At 64.4% G+C, this 20,400-nt stretch carries 17 protein-coding genes; 16 read left to right on the plus strand and 1 reads right to left on the minus strand.

Annotated features, from left to right (window positions below):
• Nucleotides 1–3: 3 nt before the first annotated feature.
• The 16 genes from rsmH (at nucleotide 4) to lpxC (ending at nucleotide 19,666) form a co-directional block, all read left to right on the plus strand.
• Nucleotides 4–987, plus strand: coding sequence for a 16S rRNA (cytosine(1402)-N(4))-methyltransferase RsmH (gene rsmH, locus CEJ45_RS14840; protein WP_088755851.1), 984 nt, complete (start codon nucleotides 4–6; stop codon nucleotides 985–987).
• Complete coding sequence (ftsL, locus tag CEJ45_RS14845) at nucleotides 984–1,256, plus strand: cell division protein FtsL (RefSeq protein ID WP_088755852.1); 273 nt, start codon at nucleotides 984–986, stop codon at nucleotides 1,254–1,256. Before rsmH ends, ftsL begins: the two co-directional genes overlap by 4 nt.
• Nucleotides 1,253–3,031: a peptidoglycan D,D-transpeptidase FtsI family protein gene (locus tag CEJ45_RS14850; protein ID WP_088755853.1), complete on the plus strand. Its 1,779-nt coding sequence runs from the start codon at nucleotides 1,253–1,255 to the stop codon at nucleotides 3,029–3,031. Before ftsL ends, CEJ45_RS14850 begins: the two co-directional genes overlap by 4 nt.
• Complete coding sequence (locus CEJ45_RS14855) at nucleotides 3,031–4,557, plus strand: UDP-N-acetylmuramoyl-L-alanyl-D-glutamate--2,6-diaminopimelate ligase (RefSeq protein ID WP_088755854.1); 1,527 nt, start codon at nucleotides 3,031–3,033, stop codon at nucleotides 4,555–4,557. Before CEJ45_RS14850 ends, CEJ45_RS14855 begins: the two co-directional genes overlap by 1 nt.
• Nucleotides 4,554–6,014 carry a UDP-N-acetylmuramoyl-tripeptide--D-alanyl-D-alanine ligase gene (locus CEJ45_RS14860; protein WP_088755855.1) on the plus strand — a complete coding sequence of 487 codons (1,461 nt, stop codon included), beginning with the start codon at nucleotides 4,554–4,556 and terminating at the stop codon, nucleotides 6,012–6,014. The genes CEJ45_RS14855 and CEJ45_RS14860 overlap by 4 nt, the downstream gene beginning before the upstream one ends.
• Nucleotide 6,015: 1 nt before the next feature.
• Entirely contained in the window at nucleotides 6,016–7,185 is a 1,170-nt protein-coding gene (gene mraY, locus CEJ45_RS14865) for a phospho-N-acetylmuramoyl-pentapeptide-transferase (protein ID WP_034329301.1), read from the plus strand.
• Nucleotides 7,186–7,304: 119 nt separating this feature from the next.
• A complete protein-coding gene (gene murD, locus CEJ45_RS14870) occupies nucleotides 7,305–9,461 on the plus strand; it encodes a UDP-N-acetylmuramoyl-L-alanine--D-glutamate ligase (RefSeq protein WP_088755856.1) in 2,157 nt (718 codons plus the stop codon).
• Nucleotides 9,458–10,723: a putative lipid II flippase FtsW gene (gene ftsW / locus CEJ45_RS14875; RefSeq protein WP_088755857.1), complete on the plus strand. Its 1,266-nt coding sequence runs from the start codon at nucleotides 9,458–9,460 to the stop codon at nucleotides 10,721–10,723. The genes murD and ftsW overlap by 4 nt, the downstream gene beginning before the upstream one ends.
• Nucleotides 10,720–11,802 (plus strand): undecaprenyldiphospho-muramoylpentapeptide beta-N-acetylglucosaminyltransferase, encoded by a 1,083-nt coding sequence (gene murG, locus CEJ45_RS14880; protein ID WP_088755858.1) that lies wholly within the window; start codon nucleotides 10,720–10,722, stop codon nucleotides 11,800–11,802. Before ftsW ends, murG begins: the two co-directional genes overlap by 4 nt.
• Nucleotides 11,799–13,226, plus strand: a complete 1,428-nt coding sequence (gene murC / locus CEJ45_RS14885; RefSeq protein ID WP_088755859.1) for a UDP-N-acetylmuramate--L-alanine ligase — start codon at nucleotides 11,799–11,801, stop codon at nucleotides 13,224–13,226. The genes murG and murC overlap by 4 nt, the downstream gene beginning before the upstream one ends.
• Nucleotides 13,223–14,227, plus strand: coding sequence for a D-alanine--D-alanine ligase (locus tag CEJ45_RS14890; RefSeq protein WP_088755860.1), 1,005 nt, complete (start codon nucleotides 13,223–13,225; stop codon nucleotides 14,225–14,227). Before murC ends, CEJ45_RS14890 begins: the two co-directional genes overlap by 4 nt.
• A 28-nt stretch (nucleotides 14,228–14,255) precedes the next feature.
• A complete protein-coding gene (locus CEJ45_RS14895) occupies nucleotides 14,256–15,026 on the plus strand; it encodes a cell division protein FtsQ/DivIB (RefSeq protein WP_088755861.1) in 771 nt (256 codons plus the stop codon).
• 10 nt (nucleotides 15,027–15,036) lie between these two features.
• Entirely contained in the window at nucleotides 15,037–16,269 is a 1,233-nt protein-coding gene (gene ftsA / locus CEJ45_RS14900; RefSeq protein WP_008334543.1) for a cell division protein FtsA, read from the plus strand.
• A gap of 358 nt (nucleotides 16,270–16,627) precedes the next feature.
• Nucleotides 16,628–17,818, plus strand: coding sequence for a cell division protein FtsZ (gene ftsZ, locus CEJ45_RS14905; protein WP_088755862.1), 1,191 nt, complete (start codon nucleotides 16,628–16,630; stop codon nucleotides 17,816–17,818).
• A gap of 209 nt (nucleotides 17,819–18,027) precedes the next feature.
• Complete coding sequence (locus CEJ45_RS14910) at nucleotides 18,028–18,534, plus strand: peroxiredoxin (RefSeq protein ID WP_088755863.1); 507 nt, start codon at nucleotides 18,028–18,030, stop codon at nucleotides 18,532–18,534.
• A 196-nt stretch (nucleotides 18,535–18,730) separates the two neighbouring features.
• Nucleotides 18,731–19,666: a UDP-3-O-acyl-N-acetylglucosamine deacetylase gene (gene lpxC / locus CEJ45_RS14915; protein ID WP_088755864.1), complete on the plus strand. Its 936-nt coding sequence runs from the start codon at nucleotides 18,731–18,733 to the stop codon at nucleotides 19,664–19,666.
• Between the two features lie 147 nt (nucleotides 19,667–19,813).
• Here lpxC and CEJ45_RS14920 read toward each other — a convergent pair whose 3' ends face one another.
• Nucleotides 19,814–20,368 carry a DciA family protein gene (locus tag CEJ45_RS14920; protein ID WP_088755865.1) on the minus strand — a complete coding sequence of 185 codons (555 nt, stop codon included), beginning with the start codon at nucleotides 20,366–20,368 and terminating at the stop codon, nucleotides 19,814–19,816.
• Nucleotides 20,369–20,400 lie beyond the last annotated feature (32 nt).

Consider the following 20,400-nt stretch of genomic DNA (forward strand, 5'->3'; position numbering starts at 1 on the left):
AAGATGAATCTGCAACCGGTGCCCGAGCTGCAGCACCGCACCGTGCTGTTGGAAGAAGCCGTGGACGCGCTGGCCATTGCGGGCGAGCGCGCCAATGGCATTTACCTGGACGGAACCTTCGGCCGCGGCGGTCATAGCCGCGCCATCCTGTCCAGGCTGGGCCCGCAAGGGCGCCTGATCGCATTTGACAAGGATCCGTTGGCCATTGCCACGGCGCAGAAGATTGACGATGCCCGCTTCGAGATCGTGCACGACAGTTTCGCGACCATGGATGAGGCGCTGGCCGCACGCGGCATTGCGCAGGTCGACGGCGTATTGATGGATTTGGGCATCTCGTCGCCGCAGGTGGATGACGCCGCGCGCGGCTTCAGTTTTCGGCTCGATGGCCCGCTGGACATGCGCATGGATACCACCCGTGGCGTGTCGGCAGCGGAATGGCTGGCAACGGCAGATGAACAGCAGATTGCAAAGGTGATACGAGATTATGGGGAAGAACGGTTTGCTCTTCAGATTGCAAAGAAGATTGTTGCTGGCCGGGCAATCGAGCCAATTTCAAGCACACGACAGCTTGCCGCGCTCGTGGCACAAGCCGTCAAAACCCGCGAGAAAGGCAAAGACCCGGCCACTCGTACCTTTCAGGCTGTACGGATTTTCGTCAATCAAGAGCTTGAAGAACTCGAAGTAGGACTGGACAAGGCATTTGCCCAGATGGCGCAGCACGGGAGATTGGTCGTGATCAGCTTTCACTCGCTGGAAGATCGCATCGTCAAGCAGTTCATGGCCTCCAAAGCCCATGCGCCGCAGCCCGACCGTCGCCTGCCGATCCGTGCCGTGGACCTGCCGCAAGCCCCGGGCCGCCTGCTGTCGCGCGTCATGCCCAGCGCCGAGGAAGTCACCGCCAACCCGCGTGCCCGTTCGGCGGTCATGCGCGGCTTGGAACGCGTGACTCCCGTTTCTTCCACCACGACCCAAGGGGCGCCTGCATGACCGGGCGCCTGTGCATCCTGCTGACCATCATGCTGGTGGGTTGCGCGCTGTCGGTCGTGAGCGCCCAGTACAAGGCTCGCAGCCTCTTCATCGAGCTCGAGCGCGCCCAGAGCGCGGCCCGCCAGCTCGACGTCGACTGGGCGCAGCTGCAGCTGGACCAATCGACGCTGGGCAAGAACGCCCGCATCGAAGAACTGGCGCGTCGTGACCTGGGCATGGTCCCGGTCTCCGCCGCCCGGACCCAATACCTGACCGTGGGGGCGCCATGACCAAGATGCCTCCGCGTACCAACGTCGCCGGCGGCCGCGTGGCAGCCTCCAAGGGCGTGGCGTTTTCCTCCAATCCCATCCTGCAGGTCAAGCTGCCGGCCTGGCGCTCGCGCTTCGTGCTGTTCGTGCTGTTTGCCGCCTTCGTGGCGCTGGTGGTGCGGGCGCTCTGGCTGCAGGGCGTGTCCACCGATTTCCTGCAGAAGCAGGGGGCTTCGCGCTATGCGCGCACCCTGGAGTTGCCCGCCACGCGCGGCAAGATTACCGACCGCAACGGCCAGGTGCTGGCCTCGTCGGTGCCGGTCAAGGCCATCTGGGCCATCCCTGAAGACGTGCAGGCCGCTCCCAAGGACAAGCTGGCGCAGCTGGCCAAGCTCTTGGACATGAGCGATGCCGAACTGCGCAAGAAGCTTGATTCGGACCGCAGCTTCGTCTACCTGAAACGCCAGGTCGAGCAGGAGACTTCCGACAAGATCGTCAAGCTGGGCATCCCCGGCATCGAGACCCGCAAGGAATACAAGCGCTTCTACCCCGAGGGCGAGGTGATGGCGCACGTGGTCGGCTTCACCAACATTGAAGACGCCGGGCAGGACGGCATGGAACTGGCCGCCCAGAAAACCCTGGCCGGCGTGACCGGCAGCCGCCGCGTCATCAAGGATCGCCTGGGCCGCGTGGTGGAAGACATCGAATCCATCCGCGAGCCGCATGACGGCCGCGACCTGACCCTGTCCATCGACAGCAAGATCCAGTACATCGCCTTCACCCAGCTGAAGGAAGCCGTCGACAAGTTCAAGGCCAAGGCGGGCGGCATCATCGTGGTCGATGCCAAGACCGGCGAAGTGCTGGCCCTGGCCAACCTGCCGACCTACAACCCCAATGACCGTTCGGTATTGACCGGCGCGCAGCTGCGCAATCGCGTCGTGACCGATACCTTCGAGCCGGGCTCGACGCTCAAGCCCTTTACCGTCGCCCTGGCGCTGGATACCCATCGCGTCACGCCCTCGACCGTATTCCAGACCGCACCCGGCAAGATGACCATCGGCACCGCCACCATCGGCGACTCGCATGCCCACGGTCCGCTGACGGTGGCGCAGATCATCGAGAAATCCTCCAACATCGGGACCGCCAAGATCGCGCTGGGCATGCCGCCGGAAGAGATGTGGGAAATGTTCACCACGGTCGGTTTCGGCCAGCAGCCCAAGTTCGGTTTCCCGGGTGCCGTGGCCGGCCGCGTGCGTCCCTACAAGTCATGGCGCCCGATCGAGCAGGCCACCATGAGCTACGGTCACGGCATCTCGGTCTCGCTGATCCAGCTGGCGCACGCTTACCTGATCTTCGCCCGCAATGGCGACATCATCCCGCTGTCCTTCACCAAGGTTACCGATTCGCCCATCGGCCAGCGCGTCATCTCGGCCGATACCGCCCTGCAGATGCGCCGCATGCTGGAAACCGTGGTCGCCCCCGGCGGTACGGCCCCGCAGGCGCAGGTGCCGGGCTATCGCGTCGGTGGCAAGACCGGTACCGCCTACAAAATTGAGGGCGGCAAGTATGTGCGCAAGTACGTGGCCTCCTTCTCGGGCATCGCCCCGATGTCGGATCCGCGCCTGATCATCTCGGTGATGATCGACGAGCCGCAAGGCCAGCACTACGGCGGCCCGGTGGCCGGTCCGGTGTTTGCCAACGTGGCCGCCAACGCCTTGCGCGCATTGAACGTACCGCCTGATTCCAGCGTGACCAACATCATCATTCCCAAAGAACCGCTAGAGGAGAGCATGTAATGTCCCCGCGCGTTCTGAGCATTCAAGAGATCATCGCCTGGCTGCGCCAGGCGTCGCCGTCTGCGCAACTGACATCGGATTCCCGCCGCGTGACGCCGGGCGATGTGTTCTTCGCCTATGTGGGCGACGCCGACGGCCGCTCCTATATTGCCGATGCCGTCGAGCGCGGCGCCGCTGCCGTGCTGTATGAAGCCGATGGCTACACCTGGCCCGCCCAGATCGAAGCGCCGCACCTGGCCGTGCCCGACCTGAAGGCGCGCGCCGGCGAGATTGCCGCCGCCTGGTATGGCCAGCCCGACCAGGGCATGCTGACGGTGGCGGTCACCGGTACCAACGGCAAGACCTCCTGCGCCTACTGGCTGGGTACGGCGCTCTCCCGCCTGGCCGGTGCCAGTACTGCCGGCGTGATCGGCACGCTCGGCGTGGGCAGCTTCGTCAACGGCAAAGCGCAAGGCTTCGAGGTCACCGGCTACACCACGCCGGACGCCGTGCTGCTGCAACGCAGCCTGTTCAAGCTGTCGCAGGCCCGCGTGGGCGCGCTGGCCATCGAGGCTTCCTCCATCGGCTTGGCCCAGGGCCGCATGAACGGCATGCACGTCGATGTCGCCCTGCTCACCAATTTCACCCGTGATCACCTGGATTTCCACGGTGACATGCAGACCTACGAAGACGCCAAGCGCAAGCTGTTCCAGTGGCCGGGCCTGAAGCACGCCGTGGTCAACCTGGACGACGGCATGGGCCAGCGCCTGCTGCCGCTGTTGGCCGAGCGCAAGCTGCCCGTGATCGGCTACGCCATTGCCGACGAGCAGGGCGGCGACACGCACGGCGTACCGACTCTGCGCGCCAGCCAGCTGCGCAGCAGTCATACCGGCACCGCCTTCCACGTCGATTCCCCTTTCGGCAGCGGCCAGGTCAAGACCCAGCTGGTGGGACGCTTCAATGTCAGCAACGTGCTGGGCATCATGGGCGTGCTGCTCACCCAGGGCGTGGCATGGGATGCCGTGGTCGCTGCTGCTGCCGCGCTGAGCCCGGCGCCCGGCCGCATGCAGCAGTTCGGCGGACCTGATGTACCGCTGATCGTGATCGATTACGCGCATACGCCCGACGCCCTCGACAAGACCCTCTCCACCCTGCGCCAGGTCGCCACCCAGCGCGGCGGCCAGCTGTGGTGCGTGTTCGGCTGCGGCGGCGACCGCGATCCCGGCAAGCGTCCGCAGATGGGCCAGATCGCCGAGCAGGCCGACCAGGTCGTGCTGACCAGCGACAACCCGCGCACCGAAGATCCCCATGCCATCATCGAGCAGATCCGCGCCGGCATGAGCCGCGTCGAACCGACCGTACTGCCCGATCGCGCCGGTGCCATCCTGTGGGCGATCCGCCATGCCACCAAGGCCGATGTGGTCCTGCTGGCCGGCAAGGGACATGAGCCTTACCAGGAAATCGCCGGCAAGAAATTGCCCTTCCTCGACGCCGACCATGTCGCGCTGGCGCTTGCCGCGCGCTCGACCATGATGGGGGGCGCATGATGCGATTCGATTTCCGCCAGTTGCTGGAATGGATCCGCGCCGCCGAAGAAGCCGCATCTGCGCATACCGTGCCGGGCGTGGTCAACGCGCCTGCCGGCGTGCTCGCGCTCAATGACGTGGTCACCGACAGCCGTGCGGTCAAGCCCGGCAATGTCTTCGTTGCGCTGCGCGGCGAACGTTTCGATGCGCATGATTTCCTCGATGCGGTCGCCGCCCAGGGCGCCGCCGCCGTCGTGGTCGAACGAGTGCCGCCGGGATTGAGCGTGCCGGCCATCGTGGTGCCCGACACCCGCGCCGCCCTGGGCCAGATCGCCCATGGCTGGCGTGTGCAGCGCCAGATTCCGGTCATCGGCGTCACCGGCAGCAACGGCAAGACCACCGTCAAGGAAATGATCGCCGCCATCCTCGCGGCCGCCTTCGGTGAAGACGGCTACCTGGGTACGCGCGGCAATTTCAACAACGAGATCGGCGTGCCGCTGACGCTGTTCCGCCTGCGCGCGCAACACCAGGCGGCGGTCATCGAGATGGGCATGAACCATCCGGGCGAGATCGCCGTGCTTTCGCGCATCGCTGCGCCGACGCTGGGCCTGGTCAACAACGCCCAGCGCGAGCACCAGGAATTCATGGCCAGCGTCGAAGCGGTGGCCCGTGAAAATGGCGCCGTGATCCGTCACCTGCCCGCTGATGGCGTAGCCGTGTTCCCGGCTGATGATGATTTCACCGCGCTCTGGCGTGAAGAAGCCGGTGCGCGCCGCGTGCTCACCTTCGGCCTGGATGCGCAAGCCGATGTGAGTGCCAGCTACCAGGCCACAGCCTTCGGCAGCACGCTGCAGGTCACCGTCAAGGGACTGGCCGTGCCGCCCGCGCAGTTCAAGGTGGAACTGGCCGCCGTCGGCGAGCACAACGTACGCAACGCCCTGGCAGCGACTGCCTGCGCGCTCGGTGCCGGCATCCCGGTGGACGCCGTGGTGCGCGGCCTGCAGAGCTTTGCCCCGGTCAATGGCCGCCTGCAGCGCAAGCAAGCCCGCAGCGGCGCCTTGGTGATCGACGACACCTACAACGCCAATCCCGATTCCGTGCGCGCCGCCATCGACGTGCTGGCCTCCATCACCGGCCCCCGTGTGCTGGTGCTGGGCGACATGGGTGAGGTCGGCGACCAGGGTCCGCAGTTCCATGCCGAGATCGGTGCCTATGCCCGCAGCCGTGGCATCCCGCTCTTCTTGGGATTGGGCGAATTGACGAAATACGCTGTCACTTCGTATGGCCCCACGCTACAAAACGTAGCGCAGGCCATGCATTTCGACGACATCACCGCGCTCAACGCAGCGGTGGAGCAGGCCGCACCGCAGGGCGCGACCGTTTTGGTAAAAGGTTCACGCTTCATGAAGATGGAGCGAGTTGTACAGCATCTGGTCAACGTTGAATCCCTCACGCAACATCAACAGGAGACCCATTAGCATGCTGGTCTGGCTCGCACAGAATTTTCAACAGGATTTCGGCTTTCTGCGCCTGTTCAACTTCATCACCTTCCGCGCGGTGTTCGCCACGCTGACGGCGCTGCTGATCGGCATGATCGCCGGTCCCGCCGTGATCCGCATGCTCACCCGCATGAAGGTCGGCCAGGCCGTGCGCCAGGATGGTCCGCAGACCCACCTCATCAAGTCCGGCACCCCGACCATGGGCGGCGTGCTGATTCTGATCGGCATCGGCATTTCCACCCTGCTGTGGGCCGACCTCTCCAACCGTTTCGTGTGGATCGTGCTGATCGTCACGCTCGGTTTCGGCGCCATCGGCTGGGTCGATGACTATCGCAAGGTGGTCTATCGCGATCCGGAAGGCATGCGCTCGCGCGAAAAATATTTCTGGCAGTCGCTGATCGGCCTGGTGGCGGCGTTCTACCTGGCCTTCTCGGTGTCCGAAGTGAGCAACATGAAGGTCTTCGACCTCTTCGTGGCCTGGGTGCGTTCCGGCTTCAGCCTGGACCTGCCGCCCAAGGCCGACCTGATCGTGCCCTTCTTCAAGACCGTGACCTACCCGCTGGGCGTGTGGGGCTTCATCGCACTGACCTATTTCGTCATCGTCGGCACCAGCAATGCGGTCAACCTGACCGACGGCCTGGACGGCCTGGCCATCATGCCGACCGTGCTGGTCGGTGCGGCCCTGGGCCTGTTCGCCTACCTGACCGGTAACGCCGCCTATGCCAAGTACCTGTTCATCCCGCACATCCCGGGTGCCGGCGAACTGCTGATCTTCTGCGGCGCCATGGGCGGCGCCGGGCTGGCCTTCCTCTGGTACAACGCCTACCCGGCGCAGGTGTTCATGGGCGACGTCGGCGCGCTGGCGCTCGGTGGTGCGCTGGGCACCATCGCCGTCATCGTGCGCCAGGAAATCGTGCTCTTCATCATGGGCGGCATCTTCGTGGTGGAGACGCTCTCGGTGATGATCCAGGTGGCCTATTTCAAGTACACCAAGAAGCGTTTCGGCACCGGCCGCCGCGTGCTGCTGATGGCGCCGCTGCACCATCACTACGAGCAGAAGGGCTGGAAGGAAACCCAGGTGGTGGTCCGCTTCTGGATCATCACCATGATGCTGGTGCTGGTCGGCCTGTCCACGCTGAAGCTGCGGTAAACAGGCGAGATGAACAAAAACGGCGCCCCTTGTGAAGCATGGCAAGCGGCGCCTTTGTGGTTGGCAGGGCAGTCCCTGCATGGCAAGAAACAAGTGAAGAAGTGAGTCTGGAAACAACGATGAATTACTCGGGCAAACACGTTCTGGTGCTCGGACTCGGCGAGTCCGGCCTGGCAATGGCGCGGTGGCTGGTCTACTGCGGCGCCGGCGTGCGCGTGGCCGATACCCGTGGCGAAGCAGCCCTGGCCGCGCGCCTGGCCGCCTTGCGCGCCGACGCACCCGAGGCCGAAGCGGTGCTGGGCCAGCCCTTGTCGCCGGCTTTGCTGGAGGGCATCGACTTCGTCGCCGTCAGTCCTGGCCTGGCGCCCGAGGGCGAGCTGGCGCCGCTGATGCCGGCCATTGCCGAGCGTGGCCTGCCGCTGTGGGGCGAGATCGAATTGTTTGCGCAGGCGCTGGCCGCCTTGCGCGAAGAGACCCTGTATCAACCCAAGGTGCTGGCCATCACCGGCACCAACGGCAAGACCACCGTGACCCGCCTGACCGGCCTGCTGTGCCAGCGCGCCGGCCTGTCGGTGCAGGTGGCGGGCAACATCAGCCCGGCCGCCCTGGATGTGCTGCGCGAAGCCGTCATCAAGGACAAGGTATTCCTGGCCGAACTGGCCGAGCAGGATGCGATTGCTGCCGAACAGGCCGCCGCCGAAGCCGAGGCGCAAGCCGCGCAGCAGGCCGTGCTGGATGCCCAGCAGGCGGCCGAAGCCGAGAAGCACCGCCGTGCCGCCGCCAGCATCGAGGCCGCCGCTGCGATTGCGGTGCCGGTGTTGCAGGCGCAGCCTGAAGCAGAACCTGATGCTCACCCTGAGCCAGAACCGGCGCCGCAGCTGGACTTGCTGGCGACGCCCGAAGAGGTCCAGGCAACCGCCCAAGAAAGCGGACAAGAAAGCGGACAAGAAAGCGGACAAGAAAGCGGACAAGAGCGCGATCACGAAGACGCACAGGATCCTGCGCAGCAAGTTGCACAGGAAGCCGGTCCGGAAACTGCTCAGCCGGCTGTACAGGCGTCTGAGCAGCCTGACACCGAAGCCGTTTCCGAAAGCGATGCTGCGGCAGCGACGCTGGATGTGGCCTCGGACGTGATCCCGCAAGCCGAGATCGACGCCCCGGCGACCACCGGCGAGGCCATGAACCTGGGCGACTTCATGGAAGTCTCGCGCAAGGCCGAAGAAGATGCGCTGGTGGAAGTCCCGCCACCGCCGCCGCCCGAGCCGACTTATCGCGGCTCCATGCCGCAAGCCTGGGTACTGGAGCTGTCCAGCTTCCAGCTGCACACCACGCACAGCCTGCAGCCGCACGCCGCCACCGTCCTGAACCTGACCCAGGATCACCTCGACTGGCACGGCAGCATGGAGCACTATGCCGCCGACAAGGCCCGCATCTTCGGCAAGGACACCGTGCGCGTGCTCAACCGCGATGACGCACTGGTGATGGAGATGAGTTCCGCCGCTGCGCCGCTGTCCACCTTCGGCCTGGACGAACCGTCCACGCCCAACAGTTTCGGCCTGGTCAACGACAACGGCATGCTGTGGCTGGCCAATGCCTTCGTGCATGAAGACGATGAAGTGCCTGAAGGCAAGCGCCGCCGCAAGCAGAAGGACATGCTGCCGCCGCCGGTGACCGTCAAGCGCCTCATGCCCGCCGATGCCCTGCGCATTCGTGGTGCCCACAACGCCATGAATGCCCTGGCCGCGCTGGCCCTGTGCCGCGCCATTGACCTGCCGATGGCCCCGCTGCTGCACGGCCTGCGCGAATACACCGGGGAGCCGCACCGTGTGGAGCTGGTCGGCGTGATCCAGGATGTGGAGTACTACGACGACAGCAAGGGCACCAACGTCGGTGCCACCGTGGCTGCGCTCAACGGCCTGGGTTTGGGTGGCCGCCCCAACCGCATCGTGCTGATCGCCGGTGGCGACGGCAAGGGCCAGGACTTTTCGCCACTGGACCTGCCGGTGCAGAAATACGCCCGCGCGGTCTTGCTGATCGGCCGTGACGGTCCTGCCGTGCGCGCCGCCCTGGCCGACAGCGGTGTCGAGCTGATCGATTGCGCCAGCCTGGAAGCCGCCGTGGACAAGGCGGGCGAACTCGCCACCGGCGGCGACATCGTGCTGCTCTCGCCGGCTTGCGCCAGCCTGGACATGTTCCGCAACTACGCCCATCGCGCCGAAGTCTTCGTGGATGCGGTGCGTGAACTGGCGCTCTCGCGCGGTGAGGTGCTGGCATGAAACTGGGCCTGTCCTCCGTGCGCAGCTGGCTGGGTGGCTTGAAGGAAGCTGCGCCGGCGGCCGCCGGTCGTGCGCGCACGGGCCGTGGCAGCGCATCGGGCAGCATCGGCTTCGAGCAGCGTTCGCGCATGATGGAATACGACCAGCCGCTGATCTGGGTGGTCCTGCTGCTGATGCTGTTCGGCATGGTGATGGTCTACTCGGCCTCGGTGGCGCTGCCGGATTCGCCCAAGTACGCCTCCTACTCGAATTACCACTTCCTGATCCGCCAGGCGATCTTCATCGTGCTCTCCATCATCGCGGGCGCGCTGGCCTTCCGCGTGCGCATGGAGACCTGGCAGAAGTGGGCTCCCTACCTGTTCGCCATCACCCTGATCCTGCTGCTGATGGTGCTCATCCCCGGCGTGGGCAAGGGTGTGAACGGTGCCAAGCGCTGGCTCTCGCTGAAGATCATCAACCTGCAGCCTTCCGAACTGATGAAGCTGTTCATCGTGCTCTACGCCGCCGACTATACGGTGCGCAAGCAGGCGGTGATGCACAAGCTGGTCAAGGGCTTCTTCCCGATGGCGGCGGCCGTCGGCCTGGTGGGCCTGCTGCTGCTGCTGGAGCCCGACCTCGGCGCCTTCGGCGTGATCGTCTGCATCGCCATGGGCATCCTGTTCCTGGGCGGCATCAACGGCGTCTGGTTCGGTGGCATCGGTGCCACGCTGGTGGCGGTCTTCTCGCTGGTCATCGTGACTTCCCCGTGGCGGCGCGAGCGTATCTTCGCCTACCTGAATCCCTGGGAAGAAGAAAACGCACTGGGCAAGGCCTACCAGCTTTCGCACTCGCTGATTGCCTTCGGCCGTGGCGAACTGTTTGGCGTGGGCCTGGGCAGCAGCGTGGAAAAATTGCACTACCTGCCCGAAGCGCATACCGACTTCCTGCTTGCCGTCATCGGCGAGGAGCTTGGATTCGTCGGCGTGCTGGTGGTGGTGCTGCTGTTCTACTGGCTGGTCAAGCATGCCTTCGAGATCGGCCGCCAGGCCATCGCGCTGGACCTGACCTTTGCCGGCCTGGTGGCCAAGGGCATCGGCATCTGGCTGGGCGTGCAGGCTTTCATCAACATGGGCGTGAACCTGGGCCTGTTGCCGACCAAGGGCCTGACGCTGCCGCTGATGAGCTATGGCGGTTCGGGCGTGCTGCTCAATTGCGTGGGCCTGGCCATTCTGCTGCGCATCGATTACGAAAACCGGGTGCTCATGCGCGGAGGCCGTCTATGAACGCGCCCCGCACATTGCTCATCATGGCCGCCGGTACCGGTGGACACATCTTCCCGGGTCTGGCCATCGCCGACACCATGCGTGCGCGCGGCTGGCAGGTGAGCTGGCTGGGCACCACGCACGGCATGGAGCGCGAGCTGGTGCCGCGCCATGGCGTGGAGATGGACAGCATCGTCTTCGCCGGCCTGCGCGGCAAGGGCCTGATGCATACGGTCAAGGGCGTGTGGCGCCTGGCGGCAAGCTTCTTGCATTGCCATGCCATCCTCGGCCGCCGCCGTCCCGATGTGGTGCTGGGCATGGGCGGCTACGTCACCGTGCCAGGTGGCGTCATGGCGCGCCTGCGCGGCAAGCCGCTGGTGCTGGTCAATGCGGATGCGGCCCTGCTGCTGTCGAACAAGACCCTGACGCCGATGGCCACCAAGGTGTTGTTCGGCTTCCCGGCCGATTTCGGCCGTGCCGCGGGCAAGGCTGAGGTCACCGGCAATCCGGTGCGCAAGGAAATCATCGCGCTGCCGCAGCCGGCCCAGCGTTACGCCGGCCGCAGCGGTCCGCTGAAGATCCTGGTGGTGGGCGGCAGCCTGGGCGCCAAGGTGTTGAACGACAACGTGCCGGCGGCGCTGGCCAAATTGCCCCCCGAGCTGCGTCCGCAGGTGACGCACCAGTCGGGCAAGCAGCACATCGCCGCCCTGCGTTCAGCGTATGAGGCCGCCGGCGTGCAGGCCGAAGTGGTCGATTTCATCGACGACATGCCGCGCCGCTATGCCGAGGCCGACCTGGTGATCTGCCGCGCTGGCGCGATCACCGTCTCCGAGCTGACGGCAGCGGGGGTGGCCAGCGTGCTGGTTCCGCTGGCGGTATCGACCACCTCGCACCAGATCGACAATGCCAGATGGATGGCACAGAACAAGGCGGCGATTCACCTGCCGCAACGCGAACTGACGCCGGATCGCCTGGCCGGTTTGCTGCAGGAACTGGACCGCGCTGCATGCCATGCCATGGCGCAGGCGGCGTACGAACAAGGCCGCCGCGATGCCAACGAGGCAATCGCGCGCGTGCTGGAAGGACTGGTAACACCATGAAGCATCGCGTCAAGAATATCCATTTTGTCGGCATCGGCGGCTCGGGCATGAGCGGCATTGCTGAAGTGTTGCTCAACCTGGGCTACGGCGTCTCCGGCTCGGACCTGGGCAGCAACGCCGCCACCCAGCGCCTGGCACAGCTGGGTGCCAGCATCCGCTATGGCCACGCAGCCGAGAACATCGAGGGCGCCGACGCCATCGTCACCTCCACCGCCGTCAAGGGCGACAACCCGGAAGTGCTGGCCGCGCGCAAGAAGCACATCCCCATCGTGCCGCGTGCGGTGATGCTGGGCGAACTGATGCGCCTGAAGAAGGGCATCGCCATTGCCGGTACCCACGGCAAGACCACCACCACCAGCCTGGTGGCCAGCGTGCTGGCGCAGGGCGGGCTGGACCCGACCTTCGTCATCGGCGGCCGCCTCACCAGCGCCGGCGCCAATGCCAAGCTGGGCACCGGTGAATTCATCGTGGCCGAGGCCGATGAATCCGATGCGTCCTTCGTCAACCTCACGCCCGTGATCGAAGTCATCACCAACATCGATGCCGATCACATGGAAACCTACAACCATGATTTTGCGCGCCTGAAGCAGGCCTTCGTCGAGTTCACCCAGCGCCTGCCGTTCTACGGCGTGGCCGTGCTCTGCCTGGACGACCCGCACGTGCGCGAGATCATGCCCATGGTCTCCAAGCCCATCCTCACCTATGGCTTCCATGAAGACGCCGATGTGCGCGCCATCGATGCCCGTGCGGTCGACGGCAAGATGGAATTCACCGTGATCCAGGACGGCTACGCCCCCATGCAGGTGAGCCTGAACCAGCCCGGCATGCACAACGTGCAGAACGCCTGCGCGGCCATCGCGATTGCGCGCGAACTGGACGTGGAGGATGCCGCGACCCAGAAGGCGCTGACCGAATTCAACGGCGTCGGCCGTCGCTTCACGCGTTACGGCGAAGTACCGATCACCGATGCGCAGGGCAATCCGGCCGGTCATTTCACCCTGGTCGACGATTACGGCCACCACCCGGTCGAGACCGCCGCCACCATCGCCGCCGCCCGCGGTGCCTATCCGGGCCGCCGCCTGGTGCTGGCCTTCCAGCCGCACCGCTATACGCGCACGCGCGACCTGTTCGAGGATTTCGTCAAGGTGCTGTCCTCGCCCGATGTGCTGGTGCTGGGCGACGTGTATTCGGCCGGTGAAGCGCCCATCGTGGCCGCCGACGGCCGTTCGCTGGCGCATGCGCTGCGTGCGGCTGGCAAGGTGGAGCCGGTCTTCGTGGACGACATCGGTGACATGCCCGAGACCATCCGCAACGTGGTGCGCGATGGCGATGTGGTCATGACCATGGGCGCGGGATCGATTTCCGCCGTACCCGGCCGCCTGGTGGCGCAAGCCGGTGGCAAGAACGAACAGGGGGCCGCATGATCAGCCAGGACCAGGTCAAAGCCTTCGGCCGTGTCGGCGTGCTCTTCGGCGGCCGCTCCGCCGAGCGTGAAGTCTCGATGATGTCGGGCAACGGTGTGCTGCAGGCCTTGCGCAGCAAGGGCGTGGATGCGCATCCCTTCGACCCGGCCGAGCGCAGCCTGGGTGAATTGCAGGCCGAGAAATTCGACCGTGTCTTCATCGCCCTGCACGGCCGCTACGGTGAGGACGGCACGCTGCAAGGCGCGCTGGAACAGATGGGCCTGCCCTATACCGGCCCCGGCGTGATGGCATCGAGCATCGCCATGGACAAGATCATGACCAAGCGCATCTGGCTCTCGCACGGCCTGCCCACGCCGCGCTTCCTGAGCCTGGATGCCAAGGCCACCACGCGCGAGCAGTTGCGCGTGGTCCCTGATGAGCTGGGCCTGCCGCTGATGCTCAAGGCGCCGCACGAAGGCTCGACCATCGGCATTGCCAAGGTCAACGGTTATTCCGACATGCAGGCGGGCTTTGATCTCTGCGCGCGCTATGACAGCGTGGTGCTGGCCGAGGAGTTCATCCGCGGCCGCGAACTGACGGTGCCGGTGCTGGGCACGGGTCGTGAGGCGCGCGCGCTGCCGGTCATCGAGATCCGCGCACCGGAGGGCAATTACGACTACCAGAACAAGTATTTCACCGACGACACGAAATATTTGTGTCCGGCACCCCTTGACGAGGAACTGACGCGCCATTTGCAGGATCTGGCGGTACGTGCGTTCAATGCGCTCGGTTGCCGTGGCTGGAGCCGTGTGGACTTCATGCTGCGCGAGGCCGACGGCAAGATCGAGCCCTTCCTGCTGGAAATCAATACCTCGCCGGGCATGACCGGCCATTCGCTGGTACCGATGGCGGCCAAGGCCGTGGGCCTGAGCTATGAGGACCTGTGCTGCACGATCCTGCAGATGGCGTCACTGGACATGACGCCCTCAAAGGACTGGACGCCGCAGGCGGGCCAGTCGTGATGGCCCGGGTTTAAGGAAGAACGCGTCGATGTGGCAGGACGTCAAGATGCTCAACGCCATCAGCAGTGCGCTCTTTGCGCTGGTGCTGCTGGCCCTGGTGGCATCCGGTTTATGGTGGGTGGCGCAGCGGCCGATGTTTACGCTGCACACGATACGCATCGAATCCTCCGGTGACATGCCGCTGGAGAAGGTCAATGCGTTGACGGTGCGGGCGACCGCCGTGCCGCGCATCCACGGCAATTTCTTCACCGCCGACCTGACGGCGGTGCGGGCGGCCTTCGAAGCCGTGCCCTGGGTGCGCAAGGCCATGGTGCGGCGTGAATGGCCGGACCGGCTGGTGGTGAAGATCGAGGAACACAAGGCCCTGGGCACCTGGGGCGAGGATGGCAAGCTGCTTTCGCAGAAGGGTGACGTGTTCACCGCCAACCTGGCCGAGGCCGAGGATGACGGTGACCTGCTGGAGTTCGATGGCCCGCCCGGCAGCGAGAAGCAGGTAGTGGCGCGGCTGGCGCTGTTCCGCCAGTGGTTTGCGCCCATCAAGCTGGAGCCGGAGTCGCTGGTGCTGTCCAACCGCTACGCCTGGACCGTGCGGCTGGACAACGGGATGACCGTCGAGCTGGGCCGTGACCAGGGCGATGCGGTGTTGAAGGAACGGGTGGCGCGGCTGGTGGCGGTGTATCCGCAGCTGCTCGACAGGTTGCAGGGCAAGATAGAAAGCGTCGACTTGCGCTATCCCAACGGGATGGCCTTGAAGGCAGATGGAATGGTGCTGGCGGCAATGAACGGGAAAAAGAAATAAGCGGAACGCTATGACAAAAGACGCAAAAAATCTGATCGTCGGTCTGGACATCGGCACCTCGAAAGTGGTGGCGGTGGTGGCCGAGGTGCTGCCCGATGGCCGCCATGAAGTGATCGGGCTGGGGCAGTCCGAATCCAAGGGGCTCAAGAAAGGCGTGGTGGTCAACATCGAGGCCACCGTCGAATCCATCCAGCGCGCGCTGGAAGAAGCCGAGCTGATGGCCGACTGCAAGATCCGCAACGTTTATACCGGCATTGCGGGCAGCCACATCCGCAGCTTCAATTCCAGCGGCATGGTCGCCATCAAGGACAAGGAAGTCACCGCCGCCGACGTCTCGCGCGTGATCGAGACCGCCAAGGCGGTCAACATCCCGACCGACCAGCAACTGCTGCACACGGTCCCGCAGGAATTCATCGTCGACAACCAGGAAGACGTGCGCGAGCCCATCGGCATGAGCGGCATCCGCCTGGAAGTGAAGGTGCACATCGTCACCGGTGCGGTGTCTGCGGTGCAGAACATCGTCAAGTGCGTGCGCCGCTGCGGCCTGGAAGTGTCGGACCTGATCCTGCAGCCGATGGCCTCGGCCGATTCGGTACTGACCACCGACGAGCGCGAGCTGGGCGTGGTGCTGGTCGACATCGGCGGCGGCACCACCGATGTGGCGGTCTTCACCGAAGGTGCGATCCGCCATACCGCCGTGATCCCGATTGCCGGCGACCAGATCACCAACGACATCGCCATGGCCCTGCGCACGCCCACGCTGGAAGCCGAAGAAATCAAGCTGCGCTACGGCGTGGCCAAGCAGATCCTGGCTGACCCGACCGAGACGCTGGAAGTGCCCGGCCTGGGTGACCGCAATCCGCGCACGCTCTCGCGCCAGGCCCTGGCCGCCGTCATCGAGCCGCGCGTGGAAGAGCTGTTCGCGCTGGTGCACCAGGTGGTGCGCGAGTCGGGTTATGAAGAGGTGCTGTCCTCGGGCATCGTGCTCACCGGTGGTTCGGCAATGATGCCGGGCATGACCGAACTGGCCGAAGACATCTTCCTCAAGCCGGCCCGCCTGGGTACGCCCGAATACAGCGGGCAGCTGGCCGACGTGGTGCGCAGTCCACGCTACTCGACCGTGCTGGGCCTGCTGCAGGAAGCCAAGAAACAGTATCTGCGCGGCTACATCGTGACGCGCCAGGAAGGCTCGGTGAAGGCGGTCTGGCAGCGCATGAAGGAATGGTTCCTCGGCAATTTCTGATCCATTCCCGTCGGCTGCCACGAGCGGCCGGTGGTGAATGCATCAGGATGTAAAAGCATTGGTCGTTGCTGGCGGTTCGGTTGTACGGTTCTGGCAGTAAAAAATTGATGAGAACGGCAGCAAATTTGCAGCAGTGTTTTCTTAGAATAGCGGTAACAAGGTTTTAAGGTTTCAAGGCATCAGTCGCATCATTGGCAGCATCGGCATCAGGTATCAGGTATCAGCTATCAGATACCAGCATCAAAAAGAAACAACAGGGAATCACACATACGGACAGCAGTGATCAGTTGCTAGTCGTCACACCGCGTGATGCCTATCAACTGCCAGCTGCAGGACACATATATTTTAAGGAGTCATCATGGAAATCGATATGGTCGACAATGCGACGCTGGGTACGATCATCAAGGTCGTGGGCGTAGGCGGTGCTGGCGGCAATGCCGTGCAGCACATGATCAACAAGGGTGTGTCCGGCGTCGAATTCATCGCCGCCAATACGGATGCCCAGGCACTGAAGCAATCGAAGGCGCACAACGTCATCCAGATCGGTGATACCGGCCTGGGCGCCGGCATGCAGCCCGACGTCGGCCGCCGCCTGGCCGAGGAAACCCGCGCCCGCATCGAAGACTCCCTGCGCGGCGCGCACATGGTCTTCATCGCCGCCGGCATGGGTGGCGGTACCGGCACCGGTGCCGCTCCGGTGGTGGCGCAGGTGGCCAAGTCGCTGGGCGCACTGACGGTCGCCGTGGTCTCCAAGCCCTTCTCCTACGAAGGCCAGAAGTGCATGGACATCGCTGACGCCGGCCTGGAAGAGCTGACCCAGCACGTCGATTCGCTGATCATCATCCTCAATGAAAAGCTGGAAGAGATCTACGAAGACGACAGCATGATCGAATGGCTGTCGCACGCCGATGACGTGTTGAACAATGCGGTGGCCGGTATCGCCGAAATCATCAACGTGCCCGGCCACATCAACGTCGACTTCAACGACGTCAAGACCATCATGGGCGAGCAGGGCAAGGCCATGATGGGTACCGCCACTGCGGCCGGTGTGGACCGCGCCCGCGTGGCCGCCGAGCAGGCCGTGGCTTCGCCGCTGCTGGACGGCATCGACCTGTCCGGCGCGCGCGGCGTGCTGGTCAACGTCACTGCCAGCCGTGGCCTGAAGGGCAAGGAAATCAAGGAAGTCATGGCCACCGTGCGCGCCTTCGCGGCACCGGACGCCTCCATCGCCCAGGGCATCGCCTACGATGACAGCATGGGTGACGAGATCCGCGTGACCGTGGTGGCCACCGGCCTGGGCCGTGCCCGCAAGGCCGTGCAGCTGGTGCAGACCCCGGTCATGCGCACCGGTACCCACAACGAGCCGATGATGGCCGTCGGTGGCGTGATGCCGCAAGGCGCCGCGCAACCGGCCGGTGCCACCTTCGGCGGCCTGAAGGCCCCGGCCGTGTGGCGTCGCGAGTCGGCTTCCGACACCGTGCGCGCCCTGGAAAAGAACGGCATGGAAACCTACGACATCCCGGCCTTCCTGCGCAAGCAGGCGGACTGATCGTCGTTGGCCCGGAGCGGCGGCCAGCTTGACAGCAGGCTTGCCGGTTCCAAGGCATACTAACGCCGCGCCACGTGCGCGGCGTTTTTTCGTGCGCAGCGCGCCGGCAACTCATCTGCTGCATCGATGAATCGCGGCAGACGCATCTGTTTCACCACTTAATCATCACTTCATCAATTCACAGTCCTACAACCAGACGAGGAAACACCATGACCATCAAGATCGGCGACCGCCTGCCCGAAGGCACCCTGACCGAATTCATCGAGACCGAGACCGAAGGCTGCAGCCTGGGCCCCAACGCCTTCAAGGTGTCGGACCTGGTCAAGGGCAAGAAGATCGCGCTGTTCGCGCTGCCGGGCGCCTTCACCCCGACCTGTTCGGCCAAGCACGTGCCGGGCTACATCGCCCTGGCCGACCAGTTCAAGGCCAAGGGTGTGGATGAGATCTGGTGCATCTCGGTCAACGACGCCTTCGTCATGGGCGCCTGGGGCCGCGACCAGAAGGCCACCGGCATCGTGCGCATGCTGGGTGATGGCAGCGCCATCTTCACCAAGGCCCTGGGCATGGAATTCGACCTGACCGAACGCAACATGGGCGTGCGCTCGCAGCGCTACTCCATGCTGGTCGAAGACGGCGTGGTCAAGCAGCTAAACCTGGAAGCACCGGGCAAGTTCGAGGTCTCCAACGCTGAAACCCTGCTGGCCCAGCTGGGCTGATACAGGCCGGGACTTCCCGGCCAGCGGACAGGGAATGAACGGCATGCTGCGGCATGCCGTTTTTCCTTGGGGAAATGAATTTATCGATTCAATCGATGAATGAGTGCCTCCGGCACCTGTTTTACAGATAGGAACGATTTGCAACAAAGCCGTACCGGTCGGGGCGGGGCAGGGGCATCTTGGCTATAATGGCCGGATGTTGAAACAGCGCACAATCAAGAACCTGGTCAAGACCACGGGCGTCGGCCTGCACTCCGGCACCAAGGTCGAGCTGACCCTGCGTCCGGCCGCACCCGATACCGGCATCCTGTTCCGCCGCGTGGACCTCGATCCCGTGGTCGAGCTGCCGATGATCGCTACCGGCGTGGGCGATACCCGCATGGCCTCGACCCTGACCAAGGATGGCGCCAAGGTGTCCACCGTCGAACACCTGCTGTCGGCCTGCGCCGGGCTGGGCATCGACAATCTCATCATCGACCTGACCGCCGAAGAAATCCCCATCATGGATGGTTCGGCTTCGTCTTTCGTGTTCCTGCTGCAGCAGGCCGGCCTGCAGGAGCAGAACGCGCCCAAGAAATTCATCCGCGTGAAAAAGCCCGTGGAAGTGCGCGAAGGCACGGGCGACAAGGAAAAATGGGCGCGCCTGGAACCGTACGACGGCTTCCGCCTGAAGTTCTTCATCGAATTCAACCATCCGGCCGTGGACGGTACCGGACAGGTGGCCGAGGTCGACTTCGGCATCGACTCCTACGTCAAGGAAATCGCCCGCGCGCGCACCTTCGGCTTCATGCAGGATGTGGAAACCCTGCGCGGCATGGGCCTGGCACGTGGCGGTTCCTTCGAGAACGCCATCGTCATGGATGAGTACCGCATCCTCAACGCCGACGGCCTGCGCTACGACAACGAGTTCGTGCGCCACAAGATCCTGGACGCCATCGGCGACCTGTACATCATCGGCCATCCGCTGCTGGCCAGCTACGATGCCCACAAGTCCGGTCATGGCCTGAACAACCTGCTGCTGCGCGAACTGCTGTCGCAGCCGGATGCCTATGAAATCGTCAGCTTCGACCAGCTCGACCAGGCACCGCAGACCTATGTGATGCAAGCCAAGCAGGAGTGGGCGCTGAACTGAAGCTTGCCCCCGTGCTACTGATGTCTCAACGCAAAACGCCCCGGCCTGGACCGGGGCGTTTCGTTTTCAGGAGAGCTCTGCTGGCGATCTGACGAGAGATATCTGGTAAATTTTTTAGAAGGATTTCGTCATCCGGCTATTTCCGGGCTATTTTCCCTGCAGAAATGGCGGGTCTTCTCCTGCTTCCTTGGCCAATCTGCGCTGGTCGCGCCGCCGTATCATGGCATCGATGGCTTCCTTCAAGCCCTGGCTGCGCGGATCGCGGGCCAGTGTACTGCTGAGCTCGGCGAAGGAAGTCAGGGCGTTTTCGGTCAACTCCAGCACCCGTTTTGGCGGTGGCGGGGGGGCCGTCCGGCCAACTTGCACTTTGATTCGGATTGAATTAACCTGCCATCCGTCCTTCAGCAGGCGGTCCTGCAGCCTCGGGGTTTGCTGCTTCAACCGTGCCGCCAGCGCTGCATTGGGCGCGCTCATGACAAGCACGCCAGCTTCAAACTGCAAGATCTGACACGCGGCAAACATCGCCGGCAAGTTCGCGGCCACTGATTGCTGCAACGTGCCCATGCGAGCCAAGGCGGGCAACAGCGCCGCCATCGTCGAATTCGACCGCAAGAAATCCGCGGCTCCCTTCGTGCTCTTCGCCATGCGTTGGGCACTCGTGGGAGCAGGCCGATAAGGGATAAAAGTAGATGCGTACTTCATCTTTAAACCTTATCACATCCGGTGTCTGACCG

Source organism: Herbaspirillum aquaticum, from assembly GCF_002213425.1.
GTDB lineage: Bacteria > Pseudomonadota > Gammaproteobacteria > Burkholderiales > Burkholderiaceae_D > Herbaspirillum > Herbaspirillum aquaticum.